Source organism: Streptomyces sp. NPDC107581, from assembly GCF_055657175.1.
The window spans coordinates 571,813-578,882 of sequence record NZ_JBVKBH010000003.1; the positions used below are offsets into that span (position 1 = coordinate 571,813).

The window sequence follows — 7,070 nt, forward strand, 5'->3', positions numbered from 1 at the left end:
TCCGCCCAGCGGACCCGTGGGCCCGGTCGGCCCATCCGCCCATCCGCCTAGCCGCCGACGTGTGCGGCCACCGCCGCCTCGATGCCCGCCGGGTCCGTGGCGTCCGCCGCCCAGGCCACATACCCGTCGGGGCGCACCAGGACGGTCGTACGGCGGTCGCTCGCCCAGCGCGCCACGGCGAGCCGCTCCCCGCGTCCGTCCGCGTACGGCTCCGGGGTGATCAGGACGAACCGGCCGCCGCGCAGGGCCTCGTAGAGGCGGCCGCCGTCGGCCAGGGCGACGTCCGGGACGCGGGTTCCGGTGCGGCGGTGGGCGCCGCGGGGCGCGGGGTAGCGGTAGCCGATGCCGGTGATCTGGCCGACGACCTTGCGGCGGGCCGGGGCCACGATGCCGAGGAGGGTGGTGAGTGCGGCGCGGGCCGCCAGCGTCCAGGGGCGCTTGGCCATGGCGAGGCGGACGATGCCGCCGCTGCTGCGCAGCACGGAGGCGCCGACCGGGTGCCGCTCGGCCTGGTAGCTGTCCAGCAGGTCCGGACCCGCGTGGCCGGTGACGACCGCGGCGAGCTTCCAGCCGAGGTTGGCCGCGTCCTGCAGCCCGGTGTTCATGCCCTGGCCGCCGGCCGGGGTGTGCACATGCGCGGCGTCCCCGGCGAGGAAGACCCGGCCGGCCCGGTAGGCGGGCGCCTGGCGCTCGTCGCTGTGGAAGCGGGACATCCAGCGGGCGTCGTGCATCCCGAAGTCCCGGCCGAGCGCGAGGCGGGTGATCTCCTTGACCTCCGCCAGGTCCAGCGGCTCCCGGTCGGACACGTCACGGCCGCGGTGCCAGCCGATCACCCGGTAGTAGCCGTCGCCGAAGGGCGCGAGGAAGGCGAAGGCGTCACCGACGGCGTTGACGGTGAGCAGGGACGGGGGCTTCTCGGCGAGCAGGACGTCGGCCAGGACGACGGACCGGATCACCGACTTGCCCGGGAACGGCAGGCCGATCGCGTCCCGCACCGCGCTGCGCATGCCGTCGGCGCCGACGACATAGGCGGCCCGCAGGCTCTCCGTGCGGCCTTCGGGCCCGCGGGCCCGCACCGTCACACCGTCCGCGTCCTGGGTCAGACCGGTCAGCTCGGTCTCGTACCGGAAGTCGACGCCCGCCTCGACCGCGCGCCGCTCCAGCACCTTCTCCACCTCGTACTGCGGGAGGACGAGGAGGTGGTTGAAGCGGGAGGGGAGGGTGTCGAGCGCGATGGTGAGCCGGCCGAAGAGCCGCAGCCGGTCGAGGGGCCGGCCGGCGGCCTCCAGGTCGTCCGCGAGCCCTCGGGCGTCGAGCTGTTCGAGGGCACGGGCGTGCAGGACGAAGGCGCGGGAGAGGTTGCTGATCTTGTGCGGGCGCTTTTCGAGGACGGTGACCGGGACGCCGGCGGCGGCGAGGTCGCCGGCGAGGAGAAGGCCGGTGGGGCCGGAGCCGACGACGAGAACGCGAGGGATGGCGCCGGTGTCGCCGGCGGGGCTGGTGGTGCCGGTGGTTCCAGCGGTGCCGTTCATGGGGGCCTCCTGGGATGCCAACGCCCGTTGTCGACCTGTAGTGGTCAACACCTGATGGCCAACACCTGTTGACCAACGCTTGTTGGCAAACGTAGAACGACCGCCGAACGATGTCAACACTTGTTGGCCCACGGACGTTGGCCTACGCTCGTTGACATGACCGGCAGCCCCAGCAGAAGCACAGATTCCAGAACCGGCCCCGCGGCCCGCCGCTCGGACGCCACCCGCAGCGCCATCCTCGCCGCCGCCCGCGAGCGCTTCGCCGCCGACGGCTACGAGCGGGCCACCATCCGCGCCATCGCCAGGGACGCGCGGATCGACCCGTCGATGGTGATGCGGTACTTCGGCAGCAAGGAGGGCCTGTTCGCGGCGGCCGTCGCGCTCGACCTGAGGCTGCCCGACCTGACACGGACACCACGGGAGGAGGCCGGCCGGGCGCTGGTGCAGCACTTCCTCGGCCTGTGGGAGGAGAACGAGGAGCTCACGGCCGTACTGCGGGTCGGCGTCACCAACGACGCCGGGGCCGAGCGCATGCAGGGCATCTTCCGGGACCAGCTGCTGCCGGTGGCCCGCCGGGTGTGCCCCGACCCCGAGCAGGTCCCCGTACGGGCCGCGCTCTGCGCCTCCCAGCTGCTCGGGCTGGCCCTCACCCGCTACGTACTGCGCCTCCCGCCGGCGGTGGCGCTGCACCCCTCGGAGATCGTGGAGTGGCTCGCCCCGACCGTGCAGCGCTATCTGACGGCGCCCAGCCCCTGAGCCGCGCCCGGGCGGCCGGTGCCCTGCGGTGCCGGCCCGTGGCGTTCAGGCGGCAGCACGGGCCGGGGCACGATCACCGGCTCGCCCCTCCGGCGCCGCCTTGCCCCTCCGGCGTCAACTTGCCCCTTCGGCGCCGACTTTCCGCTCCGGCGTCAACTTGCCCCTTCGGCGCCGACTTTCCGCTCCGGCGTCAACTTGCCCCTTCGGCGCCGACTTTCCGCTCCGGCGCCGGACGCGGAGCACCCCCGCGGGGTCGCAGAAAACGCCGAGGGCGCCGTCCTCACCGGGGTACGGCGGTGTGCGCGTACCGGTGGGAGGACAGGCGCCCTCGGTGCAGATCGGATTCGGCTCAGGCCTTTGCCCTGGCCTTGGCCGCGTCGGGCTTGTGCACGCGGATCTTGGACTTGTCCAGGACCATCACCAGCCCCGCGATGACCGCGAACAGCACCAGCGGAGCCAGCACGTACAGGCCCAGCGTCTGGATGACGCTCAGGCCCTTGCCGGGGTCGTCGCCGTCGTCGCGGGTGAGCGCGAGGGCGGGGGACGACATGAGCAGCATCATCAGCGTCGTACCGGCAGCCAGGGCGCCGGCGCGCAGGGCGTTCTTCTTGTCCACGCTCTCAAGTTAGCGAACGGCCGGGAAGGCCGCGCGCCCGGGGTGCCCTACGGCCCCCCGCCCCCCGCCCCACCCCCCGCCACGTCCTCCCCCGGCCCGGCCCCGGTCCCCTCCCGCAGGTCCTCCAGCAGGGACCGCAGCCGCGGCGAGGCCGTCAGCTCCTCCAGCGCCACCGGGCGGCCCTCGGCGTCGGCGACCGGCAGCCGCCAGTTCGGGTACTGGTCCCAGGTGCCGGGGAGGTTCTGCGGGCGGCGGTCGCCGACACCGTCCGGGAGCCAGATGCCGATCAGGCGGGCCGGGGTGCGCAGCAGAAAGCGGTGGACGCCCCGGATCTCCGCCTCCTCGTCGGATCCCGGCGGCCCGGCCGCCGGGCTGTCCAGCAGGCCGAGGCTGCCCAGCAGGGCGAGCCATTCCGCCGTGTCCGCGGTCGCCTCCGCGCGCTCCTCGGCGGCCGGGCGGGCCAGCAGGCCGAGGCTGTCGCGCAGGTCGACATGGTCGCCGGTGAGCCGGGCCGCGGTGGGCGGCAGGTCGTGGGTGGTCGCGGTGGCCAGGCAGTCGGCGCGCCAGCGGTCGGGCGGCAGCGGGCGGCCGTCACCGTCCCAGTCCCGTTCGAACCAGAGCACGGAGGTGCCGAGCACCCCGCGCCGCTGCAGCGCCTCGCGCACCCCCGGTTCGACGGTGCCCAGGTCCTCGCCGATCACCACCGCACCGGCGCGGGAGGCCTCCAGGGCGAGCAGGGCGAGCATGGCCTCGGCGTCGTAACGGATGTACGTGCCCTCGGTGGGCGGGCTGCCCTGGGGCACCCACCACAGCCGGAACAGGCCCATCACATGGTCGATGCGCAGGGCGCCGGCGTAGCGGAAGAGGGCGCGCAGGAGGTGGCGGTAGGGGGCGTGGCCGGAGGCGGCGAGCCGGTCGGGGCGCCAGGGCGGCAGCCCCCAGTCCTGGCCGCGCGCGTTGAAGGCGTCGGGCGGGGCGCCGACCGACATCCCGGCGGCGAAGTGGTCCTGCTGCGCCCAGGCGTCCGCCCCGCCGGGGTGCACACCGACGGCGAGGTCGTGCACGATCCCGACGGGCATCCCGGCCTCGCGGGCGGCACGCTGGGCGGCGCGGAGCTGACCGTCGGTGAGCCAGGCGAGCCGGGTGTGGAAGTCGACGCGGCCGGCCAGCTCGGCACGGGCGCGGGCGGTGTCGGCCGAGCGCGGGTCCCGCAGCCCCTCGGGCCAGCGCTGCCAGTCGGCGCCGTAGGTCTCGGCCAGCGCGTACCAGGTGGCGTGGTCCTCCAGGGCCTGGCCCTGTGCGGCGCGGAAGGCGTCGTAGGCGGCCTGCCGTCCGGGCCCGAGCGGGACGCGCAGCACCAGTTCCAGGGCCTCGTGCTTCAGTTCGCGGACCGCGTCCCGGTCGATGAGGGCGCCCTTGTCGAGGACGGCGGCGCGCAGCCGCTCGGCGCGCTCCAGCAGCGCGCGGATCCGGGTGCGGTCCTCGGGGTCCTGGAGGTACGCGAACTCGGGGATCGTCTCGATCCGCAGATGGACGGGGTCGGGGAAGCGGCGCGAGGACGGCCGGTACGGGGACGGGTCGGTCGGGGCTCCGGGTACGGCCGCGTGCAGCGGGTTGACCTGCACGAATCCGGCCCCGGCGGTGCGCCCGGCCCATTCGGCCAGCTCGGCGAGGTCCCCGAGGTCACCCATGCCCCAGGAGCGCCGGGAGAGCAGCGAGTACAGCTGGACGAGAAGGCCGTAGGAACGGGCGGCGGGGGCGGGCAGCCGGTGCGGGGCGACGACGAGATGGGCCTGTGCGGTGCGCCCGTCGGGTGCGGTGGCGCTCACCCGGTGCACGCCGGCCGGCAGGCCCTCGGCCGTGTCGCGCGTCTCCCCCTGCTCGGTCTCGATGCTCAGGCGCGTCCCGGCGGGCAGCGCGGCGAGGGCGGCGGGGACGGCGGGATCCTGCCCGGCGAGGGCGGCGGGGGCGGCGGGGTCCTGCGCGGCAGGGGCGGCAGGCACGCCGCGGGCGGCGGGGTCCTGCCCGGCGGGGACGGGGCGGGCGGCGGGGTCCTGTGCGGCGTGGGCGGCGGCATCCTGCGCGGCCGGGGTCCAGTGCACGACCGTCGGGGGCAGCAGCCGTTCGCGCAGCTCGCGCTCGCGTTCGGTGAGTGCGGCACGGACGGCGTCCGGGGTGCCCGCGTCCACGCCGAGGGCGGCCAGGGCGGCGACCACGGCGGCGACGGCGACCCGGACCACGCGGTCCGGGGACGGGCTGTAGGAAGTGGCGACGCCGTGCAGCTCGGCGAGCCGGGACAACTCCTCGTCGTCGTGCGCCGCGGCCATCTACAGCCCCGGGCCGAAGAAGTCCGGGACCGGGTCGGACTCGCTGGTCAGCGGGGCGGTGTCGGCGAGCGGCGGCTCGCTGGTCAGGGGCTCGGCGTCGGGCAGCGGCGGCTCGCTGGTCAGCGGCGCCTGCGCGCAGGGGCTCTCCGCGCCGAAGAGGCAGTCCAGTGCCTCGTAGGTCTCGGCGGACGACTCCGCCACGGGTTTCCACTGGGCCGGGATCGGAAGATGAGCCGGTGCGGCCACGGGGGCCTCCTTGTCGGGTACGGCTTGTGTCGGGTTATCGCAGCCCTACCCAGTGGGCGCGATACCAGACGTACTCGGCCGGACAACGTGCTTCTTCCGGCATACCGGCCATCAGTTCGACACCACTGCCCTGCATCACGACCCGCACTATTCACTCAGTACATGTACGTGGTGCATACTGATCTCCATGAGCACCCGGCACATCCTCCTGGGGCTGCTGAAGGCTGGGCCGAGCCATGGCTACGACCTCAAACGGCGCCATGACGAACGCTTCCCGCAGGCCCGCCCGCTGGCATACGGGCAGGTCTACACAACACTGCAACGCCTGGTCCGTGACGGCCTCGCCGAGATCGACGGGACCGATGCCGACGGGGGGCCGGAGCGGACGCTGTACCGGTCCACGGACGACGGGGCTCGCGAACTGGCCCGGTGGACCGGGGAGATCGCCCCGCCCGCGCCCTTCGTGGCGAACGAGATCTTCACCAAGGTCGTCGTCTCGATCCTGGCCGGCGGCCGTCCGGCCGACTACCTGCGCGCCCAGCGTGCCGCGCACATGCAGCGGATGCGGGAACTCACGGCCGTGAAGACGGCCCCCGGCGCCGATCTGGCGACCGTGCTCTCGGCGGACTACGCCCTCGACCATCTCGACGCCGACCTCCGCTGGATGAACACCACGGCGGCCCGGCTGACCACTCTGACCGCGGAGGTCGACACACCATGACCCACAGGGGGGACACCTCGGCGCCGCTTCTGGCGGGCCGCGATCTCGTCAAGGCGCACGGCAGGACCCAGGCACTGCGCGGCGCCTCGGTCGCACTGCACGCGGGCGAGATCCTCGCCGTGACCGGGACCAGCGGCAGCGGAAAGTCGACGCTGCTGCACTGTCTGGCGGGGATCGTACGACCGGACGACGGCTCGGTGGTCTACGACGGGGCGCGGCTCGACCGGCTGCCGGAGAAGCGGCTGAGCGAGTTGCGCCGCACCGACTTCGGTGTGGTCTTCCAGTTCGGACAGCTGATTCCCGAGCTGACGGCCGTGGACAATGTCGCGCTGCCGTTGATGCTGGCGGGCACCGGCCGCGCGGGGGCCCGGGAACAGGCCGGCGAGTGGCTGGAGCGGTTCGGGGTGCGGGGGCAGGAGGGCTTGCGGCCGGGCGAGATGAGCGGGGGCCAGGCGCAGCGGGTCGCCCTGGCCCGGGCGCTGGTGACCGGCCCGAAGGTGGTCTTCGCCGACGAGCCGACCGGAGCCCTGGACTCCCTGGCGACCGAGCAGGTGATGACGGCCCTGGTGCACACGGTCCGCGAGTCGGGCACGGCGGCACTGCTGATCACCCACGACGCCCAGGTCGCGGCGTACGCGGACCGCGAGGTGCGGCTGAGCGACGGCGCCGCGGTGTCCGCGGAGACGACCACGGAGGTGACGGCATGACAAGCCAGGCAAACGGCACCGTGACCACCGACGCACGGCCGAGCGACAACACCCCGGTGCCCGCGGAAACGACCACGGAGGTGACGGCATGACAAGCCAGGCAAACGGCACCGTGACCACCGACGCACGGCCGAGCGACAACACCCCGGTGCCCGCGAAGACGAC

Annotated in this window: 7 protein-coding genes; 3 read left to right on the forward strand and 4 right to left on the reverse strand. The window is 74.4% G+C overall.

Annotation, left to right across the window (positions count from 1 at the left end; all coding sequences use genetic code 11):
- Nucleotides 1–47 precede the first annotated feature (47 nt).
- Entirely contained in the window at nucleotides 48–1,532 is a 1,485-nt protein-coding gene (locus ACZ7P3_RS09285; RefSeq protein ID WP_472080087.1) for an FAD-dependent monooxygenase, read from the reverse strand.
- A gap of 156 nt (nucleotides 1,533–1,688) precedes the next feature.
- On the opposite strand from ACZ7P3_RS09285, the gene ACZ7P3_RS09290 reads away from it, so the two are divergent.
- A complete protein-coding gene (locus ACZ7P3_RS09290; RefSeq protein ID WP_472080089.1) occupies nucleotides 1,689–2,288 on the forward strand; it encodes a TetR/AcrR family transcriptional regulator in 600 nt (199 codons plus the stop codon).
- Nucleotides 2,289–2,637: 349 nt separating this feature from the next.
- On the opposite strand, the gene ACZ7P3_RS09295 is transcribed toward ACZ7P3_RS09290, so the two are convergent.
- Genes ACZ7P3_RS09295 through ACZ7P3_RS09305 form a run of 3 tightly spaced genes read right to left on the reverse strand, consistent with a single transcriptional unit; the run spans nucleotide 2,638 to nucleotide 5,477 of the window.
- Nucleotides 2,638–2,904 (reverse strand): hypothetical protein, encoded by a 267-nt coding sequence (locus tag ACZ7P3_RS09295; RefSeq protein WP_472080091.1) that lies wholly within the window; start codon nucleotides 2,902–2,904, stop codon nucleotides 2,638–2,640.
- 47 nt (nucleotides 2,905–2,951) lie between these two features.
- A complete protein-coding gene (malQ, locus tag ACZ7P3_RS09300) occupies nucleotides 2,952–5,231 on the reverse strand; it encodes a 4-alpha-glucanotransferase (protein ID WP_472080093.1) in 2,280 nt (759 codons plus the stop codon).
- A complete protein-coding gene (locus ACZ7P3_RS09305; RefSeq protein ID WP_472080095.1) occupies nucleotides 5,232–5,477 on the reverse strand; it encodes a hypothetical protein in 246 nt (81 codons plus the stop codon). It lies immediately after the preceding gene.
- Between the two features lie 187 nt (nucleotides 5,478–5,664).
- On the opposite strand from ACZ7P3_RS09305, the gene ACZ7P3_RS09310 reads away from it, so the two are divergent.
- Together ACZ7P3_RS09310 and ACZ7P3_RS09315 are read left to right on the forward strand one after the other, a co-directional pair.
- Nucleotides 5,665–6,198 (forward strand): PadR family transcriptional regulator, encoded by a 534-nt coding sequence (locus ACZ7P3_RS09310; protein WP_472080097.1) that lies wholly within the window; start codon nucleotides 5,665–5,667, stop codon nucleotides 6,196–6,198.
- Nucleotides 6,195–6,905 carry an ABC transporter ATP-binding protein gene (locus tag ACZ7P3_RS09315; protein ID WP_472080099.1) on the forward strand — a complete coding sequence of 237 codons (711 nt, stop codon included), beginning with the start codon at nucleotides 6,195–6,197 and terminating at the stop codon, nucleotides 6,903–6,905. Before ACZ7P3_RS09310 ends, ACZ7P3_RS09315 begins: the two co-directional genes overlap by 4 nt.
- Nucleotides 6,906–7,070 lie beyond the last annotated feature (165 nt).